The sequence below is a fragment of the Rufibacter latericius genome (assembly GCF_003721515.1).
In the GTDB taxonomy this organism is placed as follows: Bacteria; Bacteroidota; Bacteroidia; order Cytophagales; family Hymenobacteraceae; genus Nibribacter; species Nibribacter latericius.
This window is the reverse complement of record NZ_RJJD01000001.1, coordinates 798,381-818,432: the sequence shown is the minus strand read 5'-3', so window position 1 is coordinate 818,432 and position 20,052 is coordinate 798,381. Positions and strand designations below refer to the sequence as shown.

Sequence of the window (20,052 nt, the reverse complement as noted above, 5' to 3'; positions counted from 1 at the left end):
TAATCTTTGTTTCTTCGTGCCATTCATCCACATCAGATCTTCTAAACTGCATTACCGGGTCATGGGTAACGGGCACAGGGCCCTGCTGGCGTTCCATGGGTACGGGCAGGAAGGGCATTACTATGACACCATGGCCCGGACGCTGCAACCCGAGTACAAGGTGTTTGCGATTGACCTTTTCTTCCATGGCAAAAGTACCTTGAGCAAGGCAGACCAACCGCTCTCCAAAAAGAAACTGCAGGCCTTTATTCAGGCGTTGCTGGAGCAGGAGGAAATAGGCCGATTCTCGGTGATGGCGTTCAGCATGGGCGGCAAATTCGCCCTGACGGTGCTGGAGAAGTTCCATGACCGCATGCAGGAATTGTACCTGATAGCCCCGGATGGCATCAAAACGCATTTGCTCTACAGTTTGGCCACCTACCCCGGTTGGTTGCAGGGGCTCTTCAAACGGATTGTGCTGCGGCCTACCCGGTTTTTCAGGACGTTGAGTTGGCTGGAGCAGAAACGATGGGTAGACCCCGGGCTGGTGAAATTCGCCAACTGGCAGATGGACTCTCCGCAGAAGCGCCTGCGCGTGTACCGCAGCTGGACCGGCTTCAGTAACCTAACCTTCGATACCCGTAAAATTGTGTGGTTGCTGAACCAGAGCAATATTGAGGTGAACGTCTTTCTGGGCAAGTATGACCAGATCATCTCGCAAAAGCGGTTGCAGGTTTTCCTGAACGCCCTCAAGCGGCACAACCTGGTGGTCTTGCAGACGGGGCATACCAACCTGCTCTACACCGTGGCCACCTGGCTGCGGAATCATCGCTCAAAGACAGCCAACTGAGTTTCTTTGCGTATACGCCCATAAGAAACCCCTTACCAGGGTTTCGCTCGGTTTCTAAATGATATACCTTCCTGAAGGTGGTTAAGGAAACGCAAGGCTGTGACTGTGGACTTTCCAGAATGATAGCCTGGCTTTTTTGCCGGAATCTGCTTACGTGTACATGAAATTCCTGAGCAGAAGCACCCTTTTGGTGAGGTTGGCTGTGTAAGCAACACCCCAGAGGATGTTAGGCAAGAGGCCAAGGAAGTCGTAATGGAAAAAGGAGTAAACCATTAACAGGAAGAAGAGGGTATGCGCAAGAATCTTGGAGATGATTTTAAATTTGATGGGGTTCACTTGGGTACTTGGGGGTTTGTAATACTTTTAAGAGGATCTAATGTTCAGTTCTCCTAATTGATATGGGAATGCAAAAGTAAAAGAACCCCTAAAACTTGCGCTACGTCGTTTATATCAATTTTAATCTATATTTAAATTCATTAATATTGTAATAAAATTTATGCTGTAAGTTTAATTTGTAATTGCAGTATTTGAATATCTGTGCCTGCTTTATACACCTGTCTCTACAACTATGAAACAACTCTCACTAGTGAAATGGAGTGCCTGTTTGCTCATTTTGCTTTCTCAATTAAGTTGCTCTTCTAACTCGGGCAAGCCCGATGCGGAAGAGGAAGGCGAGAGAACCTCTACCGCCGCCCAGGACACCGCCTCTGAGAACGTCACCGAGGAACCCGCCGCAGATGCCAACCTAAGCAAAATCTCTTTGCCAGACGGTTTCCAGATCAGCTATTACGCTCGTAACGTGGTTAATGCCCGTTCCATGGCCTTAGGGCCAGACGGCACGCTCTACGTAGGTTCTCGTGACAAAGGCAGCGTGTACGCCCTCCCAGATAAAAACAAAGACGGCAAAGCCGATGAGGTGATCACCATCGCCTCGGGGTTGAACATGCCCAACGGTGTAGCGTTGCGCAATGGCTCCCTGTTCGTGGCCGAGATCAGCCGGATCACCCGCTATGACAATATCGCCCAGAATCTGAAAAACCCGCCTAAACCAGCGGTAGTCTATGACAAGTTCCCTACTGAGGAGCACCACGGTTGGAAATACATCGCCTTTGGGCCCGATGACAAGCTGTACGTGCCGGTGGGCGCGCCCTGCAACATCTGCCTTAGAAAAGAACCCGTGTACGCTGCCATCAGCCGCATGAACCCAGACGGCTCCGGCCTGGAGGTGTTCGCCCACGGCGTGCGCAACACCGTAGGCTTTGACTGGCACCCCACCACCAAAGAACTCTGGTTCACCGACAACGGCCGCGACCTCATGGGCGACAACATGCCCCCCGATGAACTGAACCGTGCCCCTAAGAAAGGCATGCACTTCGGGTACCCATTCTGCCACGCCGGCGAAACCCTGGACCCTGAGTTCGGGAAAGGAAAGGACTGCGCCAGCTACACCGCCCCCGTGCAGAAACTCAATCCGCATGGCGGGACTCTGGGCATGGAGTTCTACACTGGCGCCATGTTCCCCGAGAACTACAAAAACCAGATCTTCATTGCCGAGCACGGCTCCTGGAACCGGACCGAGAAGATCGGGTACCGCGTAAGTTTATACCGGACCGATGCCCAGGGCAAAGGCAGTTTTGTGCCGTTTGCCGCAGGATGGCTCCAAAACGGAAAAGAGTGGGGTCGCCCCGTAGACGTGGAGGTGATGCCAGACGGCTCCATGCTGGTATCTGATGACATGAACGACGCCATTTACCGCATCACGTACACTGGAATTTAAGACATCTGTTTAGGGCCTGTTTTTCCGGAAACGGGCCCTAAACGACTTAGCTTTAGGGGTATGAAGAAAGAAAAACCTGTTAAGAGTATCATAGGCAGGCGGGAGATGGTGGATTTCCCTGAGCTGGAGTTGTTTGAGATAGAGGCCAAAGTAGATACCGGCGCGTATACCTCTTCCATCCATTGCAACAACATCAAGGAGGTAGAACTGCCTGATGGGCAGAAAGTCATCCATTTTGAGTTGCTGGACGAAAACCATCCGGGGTACAACCACAAGGCCTTTCAGTTCACTGATTTTGATTTGCGCTGCGTAAAAAGTTCGTTTGGCGATGTCCAGGAACGCTACGTCATCAGTACCAAAATTCTCATCAACGGGCAAGAGGTGGAGACTGAGTTCTCTCTTTCTGACCGCAGTGACCTCAAGTACCCCGTGCTGTTGGGGCGCACGCTGCTCCGGAAACGTTTCATTGTAGACGTCTCCAAGAAAAATCTCTCGCTTAAGGCCAAAAACAAAACCAAAAAAAGAAGTAACACACCCAAGAACTCTCCTTTATGAAAATAGCGATTCTCTCGCGCGACCCTAAGTTATATTCAACCCGTCGGTTAGTGGAAGCCGCCCAGCAGCGGGGCCACGAAGCGGTGGTGCTGGATCACCTGCGCTGTGACCTAGTCATGGAGAAAGGCGATCCGCACATTCTTTACAAAGGGGAGTTGCTCACCGGCATAGATGCCATCATTCCTAGAATCGGGGCTTCGGTGACGTTTTACGGAACGGCCGTGGTACGCCAGTTTGAGATGATGAAGGTGAAAAGCGTGGTGGCTTCCCAGTCTATTCTGCGCTCCAGAGACAAACTCCGTAGCCTTCAGATCATGGCCCGTGCCGGTTTGGGTATGCCTAAGACTGCGTTCACCAACTACTCTAAACAAGTCAAAGAACTGATCAAGGAAGTGGGCGGCGCCCCGTTGGTAATCAAATTGCTGGAAGGTACCCAAGGCTTAGGAGTGGTCTTAGCCGAAACACAGAAAGCCGCTGAGTCGGTGATTGAGGCGTTCCACAACCTAAAGGCCCGCATCATTGTGCAGGAATTCATCGCCGAGAGCAAAGGTGCCGACATAAGGGTATTTGTGGTGAACGGCGAGGTAGTAGGGGCCATGAAACGACAAGGCAAGGAAGGCGAGTTTCGGTCTAACCTGCACCGGGGCGGCAGCGCCAGCCTTATCAAACTCAGCCGCGCCGAGAAAACCGCCGCTCTGATGGCCGCCAAGTCGCTTGGTCTGGATGTAGCCGGCGTGGACATGCTGCAGTCTTCCCGCGGACCGTTGATCCTGGAAGTGAACTCATCGCCTGGCTTGGAAGGCATTGAGAAAGCCACCCAGAAAGACATCGCCGGAAAGATCATTGAGTACACGGAACTGCTGGTGAACAAAGGGAAAACCAAAAAGACCAAATCAAAGAGTACCCCCGATGGCGGAGATGATCATCAATGATATTCCCATCTATCCAGGGGATAAGAAACTAATCCGCCTGAACATCTCGCGGCTGCCCAGCGGAACGGAGATAGACATTCCTATCCACGTGTTCCGGGCAGAGGAGCCAGGGCCGGTGCTGGTGCTCATGGCCGGCATGCACGGCGATGAGGTGAACGGGGTGGAGGTGATCAGGCGCATGATCAGGCGGAAGCTGCTCACGCCTTTGCGGGGTACCGTATTGGCCATTCCTATTCTCAATATCTACGGGTTCCTGAATTTCTCGCGCGAGGTGCCAGACGGCAAAGACGTGAACCGGAGCTTTCCGGGTTACGCAAAAGGCTCTCTGGCCAGCCGCGTAGCCGCGCGGTTCACCAAAGAAGTGCTGCCCCTCATAGATTATGGCATCGATTTTCATACCGGCGGAGCAAGCAAATCCAATTACCCGCAGATCAGGTGCCGGTTAGAGGATGGCGAGAGTGATGCATTGGCCAAGGCCTTCGGGGCGCCCTTCGTCCTGAATTCCAATTACCGGCCGGGTTCTCTGCGCAAGGAAGCCTCAGGCCAGGGCAAGACCATCATCGTGTATGAAACCGGTGAATCACTGCGGTTCGATGAACCAGGCATCATTATGGCCATGGAAGGCACGCAACGCGTCATGCACCACCTGGGCATGACTGAAGCATTGGTTCCGATTTCGCAACCCCCGGTCATCTGCCACCATACCACCTGGATCAGGGCCCCGCGGGCGGGGCTTTTCCGCAGTTTTGTCAAAAACGGGCAGGAAGTGACCCGCGGGCAACAGATTGGCGCTGTGTCTGACCCCTACGGCGAGGCTACGCATCCCATCACCACGCACGTGAGCGGGCATGTAGTGGGGCTTAACCACATGCCGGTGGTAAACCAAGGCGACGCCATCCTGCACATCGGGTACTGAAATATTTTCGATGGAGATAGGGGAACAGTGGACTGAATCTGTCAATTACCTACATTGTAGGTAAATTCTACCTTCGGTCTCCGTTTCATTCTCAACTTTTCTCTGAATGTCCTCTCGTTCACGGTGTCAAGGTCCGGCTGGCAAGCACAGTTTGCGGTACCTTGTAGGCTTGGCTTTTCTGTTGCTTCCCTTCATGGGGTACGGGCAAAAATTCACCATCAGCGGCTATGTACGCGATGCCCAAACCGGCGAAAACCTCATTGGGGTTGCTATCCTTAACTCCGTGACCGGCCAGGGCACCGCCACCAACGCCTACGGTTTCTACAGCCTTACCTTGCCCAAAGACTCCGTAAAACTGGTGCTGTCTTACGTGGGCTATGAGCGCCAGACGTTTTCGGCTTATTTAGACAAAGACATGCAGCAAAACCTGCTGCTTTCGCCGTTTGCCACCGCGCTGAGCGAGGTAGAGATTGTGAATACCCGCGAGGAAGACGTGCGCGAGAGTACCCGCATGAGTACCATCAACATGAGTGTGGCGCAGATAAAAGCGGTGCCGGCGTTGTTTGGCGAAGTAGACGTGCTTAAAACGCTGCAGTTGCTGCCGGGGGTGCAGAGTGGCGGGGAAGGAACCAGTGGTTTGTACGTGCGCGGGGGCGGCCCAGACCAGAACCTTATTCTACTGGACGGCGTGCCGGTGTACAATGCCTCGCACCTGTTCGGGTTTTTCTCGGTATTCACGGCTGAGGCCCTGAACAACGTGGAGCTGGTGAAGGGCGGTTTTCCGGCGCGGTACGGCGGAAGGCTGTCGTCGGTGCTGGATATCTCCATGAAAGAGGGCAACATGAACGAGGTAGATGGCGAAGGCTCCATCGGGCTCATTGCTTCGCGGCTCACGGTAGGTGCGCCCATCAAGAAAGATGTCGCCTCGTTTATCGTATCGGCCCGTCGCACGTACATTGACGTGCTCGCCCGTCCGTTCATGAAGAAGGAAGAAGGCGTGGGCGGTTATTATTTCTATGACCTCAACGCCAAACTGAACTGGAAAGTAAGCGAGAAAGACCGTCTGTACCTGAGTGCCTACCGGGGTTACGACGAGTTTTACGCCGATATGGAGCGGAGCGGCGACGAGCGGGAGAAAAGCCGGGCAGGCTTGGGCTGGGGTAATCTTACCTCGGCGTTCCGTTGGAACCGCGTTTTGAACCAGCGCCTTTTCCTGAACACGCACCTCACCTACACCAAATACCAGTTCGATATCAGCAGCGAGGAAGAGTCAACCTACCAGGGCGAAAGCTTTAACTACAAACTAAAGTACCTTTCCAACATCCGGGATCTGAGCACCAAATTTGACTTTGACTTCATTCCCAATCCCAACCATTACATTAGATTTGGCGGGCAGTACGTGCACCACCAGTTTCAGCCGGGTGCCTTGCAGGTGCGGGACAACAACGGCGGCTCGGCCGAGGATCTCAACGTGAACACCCAGAAAACCAACGCGCAGGAAGTAGGGCTGTACATAGAGGATGACCTGAAGCTTTCTGAACGGGTGAAGGTGAACGTGGGCGTGCGGGCTAACGGTTTCCTGGTGAACAAGGAAACTTATTCTTCCATTGAGCCGAGGGCCTCTGTCAGGTTTATCGCTACGGAGAAGCTGAGTTTGAAAGCATCTTACGCCCACATGACCCAGTTTATTCACCTGCTCACCAACAGCGGCATTGGCTTGCCTACTGATTTGTGGGTGCCGTCTACTGAGAAGATCCGGCCGCAACGCTCGCGTCAGGTAGCATTGGGGGCCACGCGTACCATTGCCGGTGACAAGTTGGAAGTCAGCCTGGAAGGCTACTATAAAACCATGGATCACCTCATTGAATACAAAGAAGGGGCTTCATTCATTGGCATCTCCAGCAGCTGGGATACTAAGGTAACTACCGGAAAAGGATGGGCGTATGGCGCGGAATTGTTCCTGCACAAGAAGACGGGCCGCACCAACGGCTGGATCGGGTACACGCTGGCCTGGTCTAACCGCCAGTTCCCAGACCTGAACCGAGGCGAGAAATTCCCTTACCGCTATGACCGTCGGCATGATTTCGAGGTTGTGGTCATCCATCAACTCAAACCCAACCTGACGTTGTCGGGGACTTGGGTGTACGGCACGGGCAATTCCATCACCCTTCCCGAGGCCCGCTATGTCCTAGGCGAGGCGTGGGAGGGCGGCTACGGCGGCACCCAGACCTACAATGACTACGGAAACCGAAATGGCTACCGCATGGCCGCCTACCACCGCGCCGACATCAGCCTGAGCCATACCAAGAAGAAACGCTGGGGCGAGGTGGTGAACAACCTCAGTTTCTACAACGCCTACAACCGCAAAAACCCTTACTTTATCTACGTGCAGGCCGGCGAGAAAGAGGGGGACCCCGCGCGGTTCAAGCAGATCAGCCTGTTCCCTATTCTACCGTCCATCAGCAAAACCTTTAAGTTCTAGAAGTGCATGTTACCACCTGTTTTTACCCTGTTTTCTGGAAAAGGACTTAAAAGCCCGGTTTCATTCAAGCGAGGCCTGGGGTGTCTTGCCCTGGCTGTCGCGTTGGCTGGCTGTGAGAAGGAAGTAGACATTGAGGTGCGTGGGCATACCCCCAGGCTGGCCGTTCAGTACAACCTCAACACCGATTCTCCTAAACAGAACATGTACATCGGGCGGAGCCAGTCTGTCCTGGCGGGAGACAACCTATGGCGCAACGGCCTGGTGAAAGACGCCAGCATCACCATCTCCGAAGGCAATGGCAGCGTACGCCAAAGCTTCGTTTTTGTGCCCCTGGAGTATAACGCTGAGCAAGGAAACTACAAACCTTTGACTGCATTTACCCCCGAGCCGGGCCGGGAATACACCCTCAGGGTAAGCGCACCCAACTTTGAGGCCATTGAAGGCAAGCTGACCATGCCCACGGCGGTGCCGGTGGTGTCAACGTCCTTTCAGCCAGATGCCAAGCATGATCCCTACAATTTCTCGGGGCTTCTGCGGGTGCAGTTCAACGACCCGGTGGGCCAGCGGAACTACTACCGGCTGTTTGTGCAACTGCTGGATGATCAGGGCCGCCCCGTGGGCAATGCCTACTCCCGAAACGAGAACGACGATATCTTTGGCGAAGAGGTGGAGAAGATTGAGCTCTACAAGGTGTTCGATGACGGATGGGCAAACCAGGGCGTGATCACGTTCTCTGATAAAATCGGCACCTATACCGGTGGTGGGGCACCGGCCACGCAACTAGAAGTCACGCTGCAGCACATCACCTCAGACCTGTACCTGTACGAACGGTCTAAGGACAATTACGAAGAAGACAACCCCTTCGCTGAGCCCCTGAACCTGCACAGCAACATCCGGAACGGCTACGGTAATTTCGGGGGGATAACCGTGACCAAATACCGGATCAACCTGTAACCACAGGAACATGCCGGTTCCGTTTTGCGGCATTTTAAAGAAAAGAGCCTGTAAACGGAAACTTTGCTTCTAATGGCTTTTCAAAGGCTTTTTCGATTGGGGACGCTGCAATACCTTCTTCCGGCGATACTTTCTTCATAAAGCAGCAGGCCCACTTACTAGAGTAAGTGGGCCTGCTGCTTTTGGGGTGTTTTTCAGAAATGGAGGGGAAAGCCGGTTTAGAAGATTGCCTTTGCAACGGCCACTGTAGCGTCTGACTTACTCATAGTGTAAAAGTGCAGGCACGGCACCCCGAAGTCCATTAGTTCCTTGCACTGCTGAATGGTCCAGTCAATGCCTACCTGTTTCACATCCTTGGGATTGGTGCAGGCTTCTACCGCGTTCACCAGGTCTTCTGGTAAATCAATGTTGAAGTAACGCGGCAGCACGTTGAGCTGGTTTCTGGTGGTGAGCGTCTTCAGGCCCGGAATGATAGGAACAGTGATGCCCGCAGCGCGGCAGGCCTTCACGAAGTCAAAAAAGCACCGGTTGTCAAAAAACATCTGCGTGATGATGTAATCGGCGCCCAGGTCTACTTTGTGTTTCAGGTACCGCAGGTCGGTAGACAGGTTCGGGGCTTCCATGTGTTTCTCCGGGTAACCCGCCACGCCTATGCAGAAATCAGTGGGCACGGGGTTTTCCATCTCCTCGTCCAGGTATTGGCCGTGGTTGAGTTGTACCACCTGCTTGATGAGGTCAGAGGCGTAGGAGTGCCCGTCTTTGTGCGGCCTAAAACCAGGCTCGGTTTTCACGGCATCGCCGCGCAGCAACAACACGTTGTCAATGCCAAGGAAGTTGAGGTCCATCAAGGCATTCTCGGTCTCTTCCCGGCTGAAGCCCCCGCAGATAATGTGCGGTACCGCGTCCACATGATACTTGTTCATGATGGCAGAGCAGATACCCACCGTGCCTGGCCGCTTCCGGATGGTGATTTTTTCCAGCAAGCCGTTCTCGCGCTCTTTGAACACGTACTCTTCGCGGTGGTAGGTCACGTTGATGAAAGGCGGCTTGAACTCCATCAACGGATCGATGCCCTGGTAAATAGACTGAATGCTGGTTCCCTTCACCGGAGGCAAAATCTCAAAAGAGAAAAGGGTGTTAGTGGCTTTCTGTAAATGCTCGGTAACTTTCATTTGACGTAATGTCGTGTCTTTAGGCGTATGCCTTGGTATGGTATTGTTTCGTCTCCCTCATTTTTGAAGAGAGCAAAGGATTTGAGGCATTTCGCCTCGTTGTTTAACTTTTTGAATTCTAATGCCCTTCCACCCTCTTTGTCATTCTAAAAGGATCTTGTGGGCGAGCTGTAGTAGCGCTTTTTTAACGCTTCCCTAGTTTGCCCACAAGATCTTTCCAAAATGACAGAAAGGAGGGTCATTCTAAAGGCAGTTTTCCGTTTAGGAGCCATTTTCATCAAAACAGCACCTAAACAGATTTCTTAGTAATTCAGGTTAGTTGACAGCCAGCGCTCCGTTTCCTCCACGGTCATGCCTTTGCGCTGGGCGTAATCTACTACCTGGTCTTTCTCAATCTTACCCAACCCGAAGTACCGCGACTGCTTGTGCGCGAAGTACATGCCAGACACCGCAGCGGTTGGGTACATGGCAAGGCTCTCGGTTAATGTGATGCCGGTGTGCTTTTCCACTTCCAGCAACTGGAACAAGGTGGTTTTCTCAGTATGGTCTGGGCAGGCTGGATAACCTGGAGCCGGACGGATGCCTTGGTATTTTTCCTTGATCAGGTCCTCGTTGGTAAGGCTTTCCTCCGGTTCATAAGCCCATATTTCCTTCCGAACAATCTCGTGCAGCTTCTCCGCAAACGCTTCGGCTAAACGGTCAGCCAAGGCTTTGGCCATGATGCTGTGGTAATCGTCGTGGTCGGCTTCAAACTGTTGCACCAGTTCATCCAGGCCAATACCCGCCGTTACCGCGAAACCTCCGGTGTAATCTGCCAGTCCGGTTTCCTTCGGTGCTACAAAGTCAGCTAACGCAATGTTGGGAACGTTCGGGCCTTTCTGGCCTTGCTGCCGCAGCGTCCGGAAGTGGGTCAAAATCTCAGTACGAGCTTCATCCGTGTAGATTTCCACGTCATCGTCGCCTATGCTGTTAGCAGGGAACAGACCTGCCACGCCATTGGCGGTGAGCAGTTTCTCGTCTACAATGCGCTTGAGCAAGGCTTGAGCATCGGCGTACAGTTTGGTGGCTGCTTCGCCAACTACCGCGTCTTCCAGCAGTTTCGGGAATTTTCCGTGCAGTTCCCAGGCCTGGAAGAACGGAGTCCAATCGATGTACGGCACCAACTCCTCCAACGGGAAGTTCTCGAATACCTGCACACCGGTTTTGGCCGGGGTGTACACGTCTTCGGCTTTCCACTCAATAGGTAGCTTGTTGGCTCGGGCCTGCGGCAAAGGCAGGTATTTCTTATCCTTCTGGCGGCTTAGGTAGCCTTCGCGCATTTGGTCGTACTCCAAGCGGGTGTCAGCGGCAAACTTCTCCTTGTTGTCTGGGCTCAGCAAATTGCCTACTACGGGCACGCTGCGAGAAGCATCCAGTACGTGCACTACAGTGCCATTGTAGGCCGGAGCCACTTTCACGGCGGTATGCGCGCGGGAAGTGGTGGCTCCACCGATAAGCAGCGGAATGTTGAAGTTCTGGCGCTCCATTTCGCGGGCTACGTGCACCATCTCGTCAAGTGACGGGGTAATCAAACCACTCAGGCCAATCACGTCTACGTTGTGCTCCCGGGCTGCATCTAATATTTTATCTGCAGGCGTCATCACGCCCAGGTCAATCACTTCGTAGTTGTTGCAGGCCAAAACCACGCCTACAATGTTTTTCCCGATGTCGTGCACGTCACCTTTCACGGTGGCCATCAGGACTTTTCCGTTGGTCTGGCGTGTAGAGGTGTCTCCGGCGGCGGCGGCGCGTTCTTTCTCCTGCTCAATGTAAGGCAGTAGATAGGCCACGGCTTTTTTCATCACGCGGGCGCTTTTCACCACCTGCGGGAGGAACATTTTGCCTTCGCCGAAGAGATCACCCACCACGTTCATGCCGTCCATCAATGGGCCTTCAATCACTTCCAGTGGTTTTTGGTACAGGTGACGGGCTTCCTCCACGTCTTGGTCAATGTATTCTACCAGTCCTTTCACCAAAGCATGCGTTAAACGCTTCTGTACCGGCTCCTGTCGCCAAGCCTCATCGCGTACTACTTCCTTGCCTTTGTTCTTCACCGTTTCGGCGAATTCCACCAAGCGCTCGGTCGCATCTGGGCGGCGGTTCAGCAACACGTCTTCCACGCGCTCCAGCAGGTCTTTCGGGATTTCCTCGTAGACCTCCAGCATACCCGCGTTCACAATGCCCATGTCCAGGCCTGCTTTAATGGCGTGGTACAGGAACACAGAGTGCATGGCCTCGCGCACCGGGTCATTGCCCCGGAACGAGAAGGAAATGTTACTCACGCCACCGCTCACTTTGGCACCCGGCAGGTTCTGCTTAATCCAGCGGGTGGCGTTGATGAAGTCTACGGCGTAGTTGTTGTGCTCCTCCATTCCCGTGGCCACGGTGAGGATGTTGGGGTCAAAGATGATGTCCTCGGCGGGGAATCCCACTTCTTTGGTGAGGATGTTATAAGCACGCTCGCAGATTTGGATACGGCGCTCGTAGTTGTCGGCCTGGCCTTCTTCGTCAAAGGCCATTACTACCACGGCAGCCCCGTAGCTGCGCACTTTGCGGGCATGCTCTTTGAATTTTTCTTCGCCTTCTTTTAAGCTGATGGAGTTTACAATGGCTTTTCCTTGCACGCACTTCAAACCGGCCTCAATCACGCTCCATTTGGAGGAGTCAATCATGATAGGAACGCGGGCGATGTCTGGCTCAGAGGCGATGAGGTTCAGGAACAAGGTCATGGCGGCCTCAGAGTCCAGCATGCCTTCGTCCATGTTCACGTCAATGATCTGGGCTCCGTTTTCCACCTGCTGACGGGCGATGGCCAGGGCTTCTTCGTACTGCTCGTTCAGAATCAAACGCTTAAATTGCTTAGAGCCGGTTATGTTGGTACGCTCGCCAATGTTGATGAAGTTAGACCCTTCGTACACCGTCAGCGGCTCCAGACCGGAGTAGGTAGGAACGGCCGGTAATTGCGGCAACGGACGTGGCGGGTATTCTTTGGCAATCTCCGCGATGGCTTTGATGTGCGGCGGCGTGGTTCCGCAGCAACCACCCACAATGTTCACGAAGTTGTTCTCCAGAAAATCGCGGATGTGCTGGCCCATCTGCTCCGGCGTCTCGTCATACGCCCCGAAGGCGTTAGGAAGACCGGCGTTCGGGTAGGCACTGATGTGGAACTTAGACGCCTTGCTCAATGACTGCAAGTGCGGACGCAGCTGTTTGGCACCCAGCGCGCAGTTAAAGCCCACGCTCAACAGCGGCATGTGCGACACCGAGTACAGGAATGCTTCCACGGTCTGGCCAGACAGGGTACGTCCGCTGGCATCGGTGATGGTACCAGACACCATCAACGGCAGACGCTTTCCCGTTTGTTGGCTATACTGGTCAATGGCGAACAAAGCCGCCTTTGCATTCAACGTATCAAAAATGGTTTCCACCAACAGCAAATCCACGCCACCGTCCACCAGTCCGCGCACCTGCTCGGTGTAGGCTTCTACCAGCTCGTCATAGGTAATGGCTCTAAAACCAGGATTGTTCACATCCGGCGACAAAGAAGCGGTACGGTTGGTGGGACCGATGGCCCCGGCCACGAAGCGCGGTTTGTCAGGCGTTCTGGCAGTCCACTCGTCGGCGGCTTCTTTGGCGATGCGGGCCGACTCGTAGTTCAGTTCATACACCAGGTCCTGCATGTCATAGTCGGCCATGGCGATGGAGGTGCCGGAGAAGGTATTGGTTTCCGCTATATCGGCGCCAGCCTCAAAATAGAGGCTGTGGATTTCCTTGATGATATGGGGCTGGGTGATAGAGAGCAAATCGTTGTTGCCCTTCACATCCAGGTGGTAGTCTTTGAAGCGTTCGCCGCGGTAATCTTCCTCTTGGAGGTTGTACCGCTGGATCATGGTACCCATGGCACCGTCTAAGACTAAAATGCGTTTTTTTACTTCTTCCTCTATTGGAGTCATCATTCTTTGCAAACCGAAGGTTAGGTTGCGTCTCAAGAAAGGGCAGGAGGAAGTGGCGCGAGGGTGTAGGAGTCGTCTCGGACACTTATCTCCCCCAACACGGCTGGCGTGGTGGGTAGGAAGTAGCACCCAACTGAATTGGGTTGCTAAGACATCACAGGGCCTAATCCCTCCGTCTTTCTTGATAAGCAGTAGCAAAGATACAGGCTGGTATTGGATTCTGCAAATAGGGAGTAAGCGATTGAATGGTGGAAGGAAGGAATGTATGATAAAGAGTTTTTGGCCTGTTTTGGTGAAATGAGGCCCAAAAATGGAAAGCCAATGATTCCCTCGGCAGAAGGTGGCGTTCGGGGCAATTTTAGCGTATTTAGGATGGAAGCGTTTGGGTAGCTAAGTAGCTGCGTCTGTTTGAAGCGGAGACAAATGGTCTGCTGCTCAGATTGGTCTTTTCATCCCTGTTGCCATGAAACGTCACTGTAGGTTTTTGGTCTTTCTTTTCCCGGCTCTTCTGGAGATTGGGGTGGCTGGCTGCGGCAAGGGCCAGAAGACGGTAGAGCCGCAGGAAGAACAAACCGCTGCGCCCGCAGACTTTGGCGAATTTACCGTGAGTACCTCGGGCAAGGAGCGGTCCATTGACATGACCCAATTCAAGAAAACCGTTCTGAACATTGCCTATGCCGGAACCCAGAATTCCCGGCAGACGCTGGACATCACGTATCCTAACCACAGCACGCCGCCTTACAAAACCATTGTACTGTTCCACGGGGGCGGCTGGATGGCCGGGCACAAGCAATCCGAAACCATCGCGTCCATCTTTCAGGCGGTGCACCAGGGCTACGCCGTCGTGTCGGTGAATTACCGGTTGTCTGGGGAGGTGAAGTGGCCCAAGCCGCTGCACGATGCCAAGGCTGCCATTCGGTTTCTGCGAGCCAACAGCCAAAAGTACCAGTTAGACACTGAGAAATTGGTGGTGTGGGGTGCCTCAGCGGGCGGCCATATTGCTGAGATGCTGGCTGCCACCAATCACCAACCTGCGTTTGAAGACCTGTCTATGGGAAACAAGACTGCTTCCAGTGCGGTGCAGGGCGTGGTGGCTTGGTACGGCGTAGCCGATGTGAGCACCCTTACCGATATCGGTCTTCCGCCCGCCAATAAAATCATGGGCTTCGATGTGCGGGTAGAAAAAGCCAAAACCCGTGATGCCAACCCGCTGGATCTGGTCTCCAAAAATTTCCCGCCCATTTTGCTGGTACACGGCACTAATGACAAGGTGGTGCCTTTTCAGCAATCGGTAGACATGCAGAAGAAAGTGAACGAGGCCACCGGTAAGCAACTGGCCCAACTGGTTCCGTTTGAAGGTGCTTCCCACGGTGACCCGGTCATCAAGACCAACCGCAACGTAGCCGAGAACCTCAACTTCGTGGACCGGCTCCTGTACCCCGGCGGCGTGAATCCTCATCGGTCCAAGAACTACGTGAAGATAAAATTGAAGGAGTAGGAGAGGCGCTTTAGGGGTGTTTTATGCAAAACAGCCGGAAAACAGAAAACGGCTAAAAAGAAAAAGCCTGCACGAGGCAGGCTTTCCTAGTAGGTTCGGGGAAGCATTAGAAGGTGTATCGGACGGTCAGAGCTCCGTCGCCATACAAGAAAAGACCGTCCCGGTTGGTTTCGATAAATGGCTTAAAATCGATCCCAAGGGAAACCGGAATTTCCGTAATCTGATATTCCAAACCTACAATTCCATCTATCCCCACGGTGGTGAGGTTTCTGTTGTAAGATTCTGCATAATGCCTGTTAGAAGGCTTGTGGTAGTACCGTCCTTTGAAAAACCCCACGTGGGTTCCTCCACCGTAAAACCACCTTAACCCCTCCACGTCAAAGGCCGAGGCGTGTATCTCCACCAGGCCAGTCAACTGGAGCCCTCTTCGGCCCCAGCCCGTGCCCAGAAGGGCTTCCACCGCCAGGGCGTCTCTGAAAAAATATTTCCCTGAGATGCCCCCGGTGTGGCCTCCCAGCCGGAGACCAATCCCCGCTTTCTGCGCCTGGGCACTTGGCAGGTTGGCCAGGGAGAGCAGCAGGATTCCGAGCCCAAAAATAAGATGTTTGTTTCTCATAGAAAAAAGATTCTTCGCAAAAGAAAGAAGATGGATGCTTGCCCCTTTAAAACTGCGCAGAACCGGTGATTATTTTACCTGTTGATAAATACAGGGAAGCTGCTCTTCTATGTGCACCTTTGTTATTGGGTGGCCAAGTTACGCTTTTTTGTACGACTGTAGGTACGCCTCGCGGGAGGTGCGCTGCCCAATGAGCCTGAAAAAGCTGATCTGGTGGTCGTTGTCTTTTTTGAGGCCGCGGGCAAACGGATCTTTTTTCTGGCCGTGTTCCTCGAAATCACGCACGTACTGTTCCCTGATAAGGTCAGCGGCGGGCAGGAGCTCGGCGGTTTTGATCAGCACCAAGCCGGTCTTTTCCCACAGTTTGCGCCACCAGGCCACCGAGTGGATGTAGTACCAGTACGCCTGGAAATCGGCTTGCAGGAATTCGGGAACCTGGTCAATGGTCTCAATCTCCTCTTTGAAACAGACGTCCACAATGCCAATGTAGCCATCCGATTTCAGGAAACGGCAGATGTAGGGCAAGTACTTGTCATCGGTCCCGAAGTAAGTATACGAGTCGATGACCAGCACCACGTCAAAGAACTCCTCGGGGAAAGGCAGGTCGCGGGCATCGGCCTGAAGCGGGAACACCTGGTTTTCCAGGTTCTCTTCCTGCACGCGTTTGTAATTGGCCGTGGCCGAGATGGCTTCGTCTACGGCCCACACCTGCACGCCGTATTCTTTGGCCAGGAAAATGGAGCTGGCCGCCTTCCCGCAACCCAAATCCAGCACGCGCATGCCTTTCTCCAGCGGAATAAGAGAGGTGATGCTTTCAAGGTTGAACAGCACGTTCTCGCCCATGGAATGCTCGCGCACCCACGTGGGATCATACTGGGTGCTGCGCGGAAAATGGTGTTTGATCTGGTGCTGGGCAGAGTCCATGGTTTTCGTTGGGTTTGCAAACATTACGCGGGAAACGGACGGAAGTTGACCCATGTAGCGTCGTTACCCTGTAAGGACGTAGTTCTACGAAGCAGAAATGCCGCCTCCAACAAAGAACCATTCTCAGCAACCCTATGCCTTGGAAAAGGGGCTGATTTATACGGGAGGCTCCTGTTTCAGAGTGACACGTCGTTACAGGGTAACGACGCTGTTCAGTTAAGCATACTGCTGCATCTGCTCTGAGGGGTGGATCAGGACGCCGCCGCCGTCTTGTTTAGCCGCCTCCAGCATGGCCTTGGCCACCGTTTTGGCATCTATTCCTTTGTATTTGCGCAGAGGGCCGCTGAACAGGAAACCGGCCCGTTTCATGACAGCGGCGGCGGCGCGCTCGCCAAACCGTACCTCTTGCCGTTCGCCCAGAAGCAGGGATGGTTGGAAGATGTGCACTGCCGTGAAAGGAAGCTTTTTCACCGCCTCCTCCATCTCGCCTTTCACCTGGTTGTAGAAAATGCGGGAATGGGCATCGGCGCCCAGCGCGGAAACCACCAGGAACTGCGTGGCGAAATGAGAAGAGGTGCTGCGGGCCAGGTTCAGGACGTAGGTGAAGTCTACCTTTCTGAAATTCTCCTTTGAGCCTGCTTTTTTGATAGTAGTGCCTAAACAGCAGTACACATCATCGGCGATGAGGCTGTGACGGTGTTTCTCCAGGTTGTCAAAGTCCACGATGATCTGCTGCAACTTGGGGTGCTCTATGGGTAGTTTCTTGCGGCCCACCGAGATTACCTTGTTGTAGCGGGGGCTTTGCAGCAGCAGTTGTAGGCAGTGACTGCCTACCAATCCGCTGGCGCCAGCAATGAGAGCAGCTTTGGCAGATACCATATCTCGGGTTAAGTTTTAAGGGCTCTTCTGAGCACTTGGTAGTCAAGGTAATATAGCACCTTAACGGAGAAACTATTCAATTGTTTAGCCTGAAGGGTGTTCTTGAGGTTCAGGAAATAGTCTGGGCGTTCTGGCAGCGCACTGTCATAGATGGCGTTTTTCCAGACGATGCTCACCTCGCTGCCCGGGGCAAACCGCCAACTGTAAACCAGGTCAATATTGAAGGCATTGAAGTTACGCGCATCAGCAGATGGGGAGCTGGGCCGGTACTCCAGGGGGCGACCGTTGCCGTCTTCCTGCAACAGGAAATACTTGTCAAATGTGGCATTAGACCAGTAGTGGCGCATATTCAGGTTGAGGGCGGTGCGGGCGTTGAAGATGTAGGTACTCGTTAAGGTATTGCTCACGGTCTTTACCTTGCGGCGCCCGAAGAAAATGCTGTCCTGAACTCCGTTTCCGGCAAATCCGAACCCGCGCGGCGTATCATTGTAGCGGACACCGTAGACCAACTGTAGGTGGTCATTGACCCGTACCCGGGGACTTATACCCAACCATCTGTCTAATTCGCTGTACTCCGGGGCCCAATAGAAACCGAATTCCAGATCTACGGCCAATTTCTTGCGGTAGTCGCTGGAAACGTAAGAATTCACTTCCCACCCAGCGGGCTTGCGCCATTTCCGGTCCGGAACTCCGTCTTTGTAGGAGCGGGGTTCAAAGTAGTCGTAGCCGTCCTTGGGGAGCCAAACCAGGGTGTACCCAAACGAGAGGAAGTTCTTGGTGGTGGCGTTGGTTTCCAGGAAATAGGCCAATTGGGTGAACGCAGACGGCTTGTAGAGCATGCGTTGCTGCACTCCCAAGGCGTTGTAAGCGTTGTTCAGCTTCCAGAAAGGCTTGTAGAAGTTGTAGGCCACGTGGACCTGGGTTTCGCGGGAGTTGTTGTTGTCCAGGTAGCCCAGGTCATTGATGTCATAGGTGTGGTTCTCGGCGGTGTGCCGCGCCTGAAACTGGAAACTACCACTGGTTTTGCCAAAACTGGCCGAATAGGCGTGGCCCAGCTCCACCTGGTCAGTGCCCACAGGAAGTTCCCCTTTGTTGTAGCGCTGGCTCAGGTTCCCAGATACATTCAGGGTGTAAGAGTTTTTCTTGTTCGTTAGCCGCGTCATGAAGCCTGTGACGTTGGCGTTGTAAAAACCGCCTCCACGGGTCACGTTGGTGTTGGTGAGCGTCACGTAAGAACTGTTCTTCAAACTTTGGTCCAGCACCAGTACGTTGTAGTTGGTCACGGGGTCGGTTAAGACCTTGAACTCCTCGTTCGTAAGTCCGCTTTTGAGGGTGGCGTAGGTGTTGCGGGTCACGGCGTTGAAGACCCCAATTCCCAAGCCCTTGTTTGTTCTCCCCGATATCTTGGTCGCGTTTACCAAGCTGGTTTTCTCGGGATTTTCCACTACTTCCACCACCTCGCCGTGCCGTTCTTTGTCATAGGAAAGGTTGCCGTAGTTCATGGGCTGGGCTCCTATGCGGCGCGAGTAGAAAAGACCGGCTTTGTTGAAGAGCTCGGTTCCCTCGGTGAAAAACTGCCTGTTTTCGTCAAAACGGACCTCAAACGGCGAGAGGTTGAGCACCTGCGCATCTGACTGCGTCTGCCCGAAATCCGGGACCAGGGTCATATCCAGGGTGAAGGCATCGTTGATCCCGTATTTAATGTCCATGCCGCCGTTGACAGTAGTTTTGAGGTCTTTCTTACCGGGTTGGTCTTGGGGGAAGTGGTCGGCGTAGCCAGAGAGGTACGGCATCAAAGACAGGCGCAAAGGGGCTTTCAGGCCGGTGATGCCGTGCACCTGGCCAAACTGGTTTACCCATCCTTGAATGGAGCTGTCCACGAAATTCCAGAACGCCTCTTCGCGGTAGCGGCGGGTAGAGCGCCAGAAGTTGATGCCCCAGGTCTGCACGTCTTTTTTAGGAAAACGGATGGCGGAATACGGAATCCGGAACTCCACGCTCCAACCCTGCGGGTGACGCGCCACGGCACTTTGCCAAACAGCATCCCAGGAGGTCTCATTCCCGTTGCTGGTGGCCTTGAAATCGGTCTGCACCCCGGCGGTGGAAACCTCAAACCCGAAGGCGTTCTGCTTGTCTAAGTAGGTGTCAAAGTACACCCCAAACATATCGGCGTTTACCTGGCCGCCATCGCGCTGGCTTAACTGCGACAAGATGGAGTCTGGGGCGGTGTCAAAGAGTATGGCGCCTACGTACACGGCTTCATCGTCATACAACACCCGAACTTCGGTGCGTTGCTTGGCCGGAGATCCGTTGGCGGGGTTCATCTGGGTGAAGCCGGTGGCGGGTTCTACCTGTTTCCAGATGTCTTCGTCTGGGATGCCGTCTAACTTTGGTGGGGTGGCTGTCCGGCCTGCTGCGATCTGCTTTGTTTCTTTAGGAGCGGTTTGGGCATAGGTGATGAGGGTGCTGCAAAGACAAAGCAAAAGCAGACAGACGTATTTCATAAAGCAAAAAGGACGGGTGTTG

At 53.7% G+C, this 20,052-nt stretch carries 15 protein-coding genes and 1 riboswitch; of the genes, 8 read left to right on the top strand and 7 right to left on the bottom strand.

Annotation, left to right across the window (positions count from 1 at the left end; translation table 11 throughout):
- The first annotated feature begins 16 nt into the window (after positions 1 to 16).
- On the top strand, positions 17 to 829 hold the full coding sequence (locus EFB08_RS03190) for an alpha/beta hydrolase (RefSeq protein WP_123125438.1): 813 nt from the start codon (positions 17 to 19) through the stop codon (positions 827 to 829).
- 150 nt (positions 830 to 979) lie between these two features.
- Here the strand turns inward: EFB08_RS03190 and EFB08_RS03185 are convergent, their stop codons facing one another.
- Positions 980 to 1,165 (bottom strand): hypothetical protein, encoded by a 186-nt coding sequence (locus EFB08_RS03185; protein WP_123125437.1) that lies wholly within the window; start codon positions 1,163 to 1,165, stop codon positions 980 to 982.
- Between the two features lie 232 nt (positions 1,166 to 1,397).
- On the opposite strand from EFB08_RS03185, the gene EFB08_RS03180 reads away from it, so the two are divergent.
- The 6 genes from EFB08_RS03180 to EFB08_RS03155 all read left to right on the top strand — a co-directional run bounded on the left by EFB08_RS03180 (position 1,398) and on the right by EFB08_RS03155 (position 8,445).
- Positions 1,398 to 2,606: a PQQ-dependent sugar dehydrogenase gene (locus EFB08_RS03180; protein ID WP_123125436.1), complete on the top strand. Its 1,209-nt coding sequence runs from the start codon at positions 1,398 to 1,400 to the stop codon at positions 2,604 to 2,606.
- Positions 2,607 to 2,666: 60 nt separating this feature from the next.
- On the top strand, positions 2,667 to 3,161 hold the full coding sequence (locus EFB08_RS03175; RefSeq protein ID WP_123125435.1) for an ATP-dependent zinc protease family protein: 495 nt from the start codon (positions 2,667 to 2,669) through the stop codon (positions 3,159 to 3,161).
- A complete protein-coding gene (gene rimK, locus EFB08_RS03170; protein WP_123125434.1) occupies positions 3,158 to 4,093 on the top strand; it encodes a 30S ribosomal protein S6--L-glutamate ligase in 936 nt (311 codons plus the stop codon). Before EFB08_RS03175 ends, rimK begins: the two co-directional genes overlap by 4 nt.
- A complete protein-coding gene (locus EFB08_RS03165; RefSeq protein WP_123125433.1) occupies positions 4,071 to 5,009 on the top strand; it encodes a succinylglutamate desuccinylase/aspartoacylase family protein in 939 nt (312 codons plus the stop codon). Before rimK ends, EFB08_RS03165 begins: the two co-directional genes overlap by 23 nt.
- A 151-nt stretch (positions 5,010 to 5,160) precedes the next feature.
- Positions 5,161 to 7,491 (top strand): TonB-dependent receptor, encoded by a 2,331-nt coding sequence (locus EFB08_RS03160; RefSeq protein ID WP_227006187.1) that lies wholly within the window; start codon positions 5,161 to 5,163, stop codon positions 7,489 to 7,491.
- Positions 7,492 to 7,497: 6 nt separating this feature from the next.
- Positions 7,498 to 8,445, top strand: a complete 948-nt coding sequence (locus EFB08_RS03155) for a DUF4249 domain-containing protein (protein ID WP_123125432.1) — start codon at positions 7,498 to 7,500, stop codon at positions 8,443 to 8,445.
- Positions 8,446 to 8,663: 218 nt separating this feature from the next.
- Here EFB08_RS03155 and metF read toward each other — a convergent pair whose 3' ends face one another.
- Positions 8,664 to 9,617, bottom strand: coding sequence for a methylenetetrahydrofolate reductase [NAD(P)H] (gene metF, locus EFB08_RS03150; protein ID WP_123125431.1), 954 nt, complete (start codon positions 9,615 to 9,617; stop codon positions 8,664 to 8,666).
- 302 nt (positions 9,618 to 9,919) lie between these two features.
- The gene (gene metH / locus EFB08_RS03145; protein ID WP_165864792.1) at positions 9,920 to 13,609 is read right to left on the bottom strand and encodes a methionine synthase; all 3,690 of its coding nucleotides are present in this window, start codon (positions 13,607 to 13,609) and stop codon (positions 9,920 to 9,922) included.
- 82 nt (positions 13,610 to 13,691) lie between these two features.
- A riboswitch (SAM riboswitch) is annotated at positions 13,692 to 13,800 on the bottom strand.
- A 272-nt stretch (positions 13,801 to 14,072) separates the two neighbouring features.
- Here metH and EFB08_RS03140 point away from each other — a divergent pair.
- Positions 14,073 to 15,107 (top strand): alpha/beta hydrolase, encoded by a 1,035-nt coding sequence (locus EFB08_RS03140; protein ID WP_123125429.1) that lies wholly within the window; start codon positions 14,073 to 14,075, stop codon positions 15,105 to 15,107.
- 106 nt (positions 15,108 to 15,213) lie between these two features.
- Here the strand turns inward: EFB08_RS03140 and EFB08_RS03135 are convergent, their stop codons facing one another.
- The 4 genes from EFB08_RS03135 to EFB08_RS03120 form a co-directional block, all read right to left on the bottom strand.
- Complete coding sequence (locus tag EFB08_RS03135) at positions 15,214 to 15,723, bottom strand: hypothetical protein (protein WP_123125428.1); 510 nt, start codon at positions 15,721 to 15,723, stop codon at positions 15,214 to 15,216.
- A 138-nt stretch (positions 15,724 to 15,861) separates the two neighbouring features.
- Positions 15,862 to 16,701 carry an SAM-dependent methyltransferase gene (locus EFB08_RS03130; protein WP_227006186.1) on the bottom strand — a complete coding sequence of 280 codons (840 nt, stop codon included), beginning with the start codon at positions 16,699 to 16,701 and terminating at the stop codon, positions 15,862 to 15,864.
- A 162-nt stretch (positions 16,702 to 16,863) separates the two neighbouring features.
- Positions 16,864 to 17,526 (bottom strand): oxidoreductase, encoded by a 663-nt coding sequence (locus tag EFB08_RS03125; RefSeq protein WP_123125426.1) that lies wholly within the window; start codon positions 17,524 to 17,526, stop codon positions 16,864 to 16,866.
- An 8-nt stretch (positions 17,527 to 17,534) separates the two neighbouring features.
- The gene (locus EFB08_RS03120) at positions 17,535 to 20,030 is read right to left on the bottom strand and encodes a DUF5916 domain-containing protein (RefSeq protein WP_123125425.1); all 2,496 of its coding nucleotides are present in this window, start codon (positions 20,028 to 20,030) and stop codon (positions 17,535 to 17,537) included.
- Positions 20,031 to 20,052: the final 22 nt, after the last annotated feature.

What these genes read in the sequence shown, in the direction of transcription:
- EFB08_RS03155 (WP_123125432.1), top strand. Translation starts at nt 7,498, where the DNA reads ATGTTACCACCTGTTTTTACCCTGTTTTCTGGAAAAGGACTTAAAAGC.
- metF (WP_123125431.1), bottom strand. Translation starts at nt 9,617, where the DNA reads ATGAAAGTTACCGAGCATTTACAGAAAGCCACTAACACCCTTTTCTCT.
- EFB08_RS03130 (WP_227006186.1), bottom strand. Translation starts at nt 16,701, where the DNA reads ATGGGTCAACTTCCGTCCGTTTCCCGCGTAATGTTTGCAAACCCAACG.
- EFB08_RS03120 (WP_123125425.1), bottom strand. Translation starts at nt 20,030, where the DNA reads ATGAAATACGTCTGTCTGCTTTTGCTTTGTCTTTGCAGCACCCTCATC.
- metH (WP_165864792.1), bottom strand. Translation starts at nt 13,609, where the DNA reads ATGACTCCAATAGAGGAAGAAGTAAAAAAACGCATTTTAGTCTTAGAC.
- EFB08_RS03140 (WP_123125429.1), top strand. Translation starts at nt 14,073, where the DNA reads ATGAAACGTCACTGTAGGTTTTTGGTCTTTCTTTTCCCGGCTCTTCTG.
- rimK (WP_123125434.1), top strand. Translation starts at nt 3,158, where the DNA reads ATGAAAATAGCGATTCTCTCGCGCGACCCTAAGTTATATTCAACCCGT.
- EFB08_RS03175 (WP_123125435.1), top strand. Translation starts at nt 2,667, where the DNA reads ATGAAGAAAGAAAAACCTGTTAAGAGTATCATAGGCAGGCGGGAGATG.
- EFB08_RS03135 (WP_123125428.1), bottom strand. Translation starts at nt 15,723, where the DNA reads ATGAGAAACAAACATCTTATTTTTGGGCTCGGAATCCTGCTGCTCTCC.
- EFB08_RS03165 (WP_123125433.1), top strand. Translation starts at nt 4,071, where the DNA reads ATGGCGGAGATGATCATCAATGATATTCCCATCTATCCAGGGGATAAG.
- EFB08_RS03180 (WP_123125436.1), top strand. Translation starts at nt 1,398, where the DNA reads ATGAAACAACTCTCACTAGTGAAATGGAGTGCCTGTTTGCTCATTTTG.
- EFB08_RS03125 (WP_123125426.1), bottom strand. Translation starts at nt 17,526, where the DNA reads ATGGTATCTGCCAAAGCTGCTCTCATTGCTGGCGCCAGCGGATTGGTA.